This window comes from Pseudomonas sp. SIMBA_068, from assembly GCF_046534705.1.
Taxonomy (GTDB): domain Bacteria; phylum Pseudomonadota; class Gammaproteobacteria; order Pseudomonadales; family Pseudomonadaceae; genus Aquipseudomonas; species Aquipseudomonas putida.
The window spans coordinates 1-271 of record NZ_JAWRYI010000546.1; the positions used below are offsets into that span (position 1 = coordinate 1).

Annotated in this window: 1 protein-coding gene; it reads right to left on the reverse strand. The window is 60.9% G+C overall.

Features of this window, described 5'->3' with window-relative positions:
- On the reverse strand, positions 1-243 hold a 243-nt coding region (locus SB756_RS30335; RefSeq protein ID WP_410913271.1), incomplete at its 3' end, for a molybdopterin cofactor-binding domain-containing protein.
- Between the last annotated feature and the right edge of the window lie 28 nt (positions 244-271).

Consider the following 271-nt stretch of genomic DNA (forward strand, 5'->3'; position numbering starts at 1 on the left):
CCCGCCGACATAGGGCGAAATAATCCGCACATCTTCAACGTCAATGCCCATCCACTCGGCGATTTCCACCTGCGCGCCTGCCACCCACTGACTCGGCTCCCAGACGGTCATGCGTCCATCCTGCCACTCAGCGACACAGGCGTGCGGTTCCATCGGCATGTTGTATTCGCGCGGCGTGGTATAGCGCTGGCTCAGACGCACCTCGGCCTGCTGCATCGCCGCCTGTGCATCGCCCATATCGATATCCTGTTTCGATACCGGTTTCGGTTCG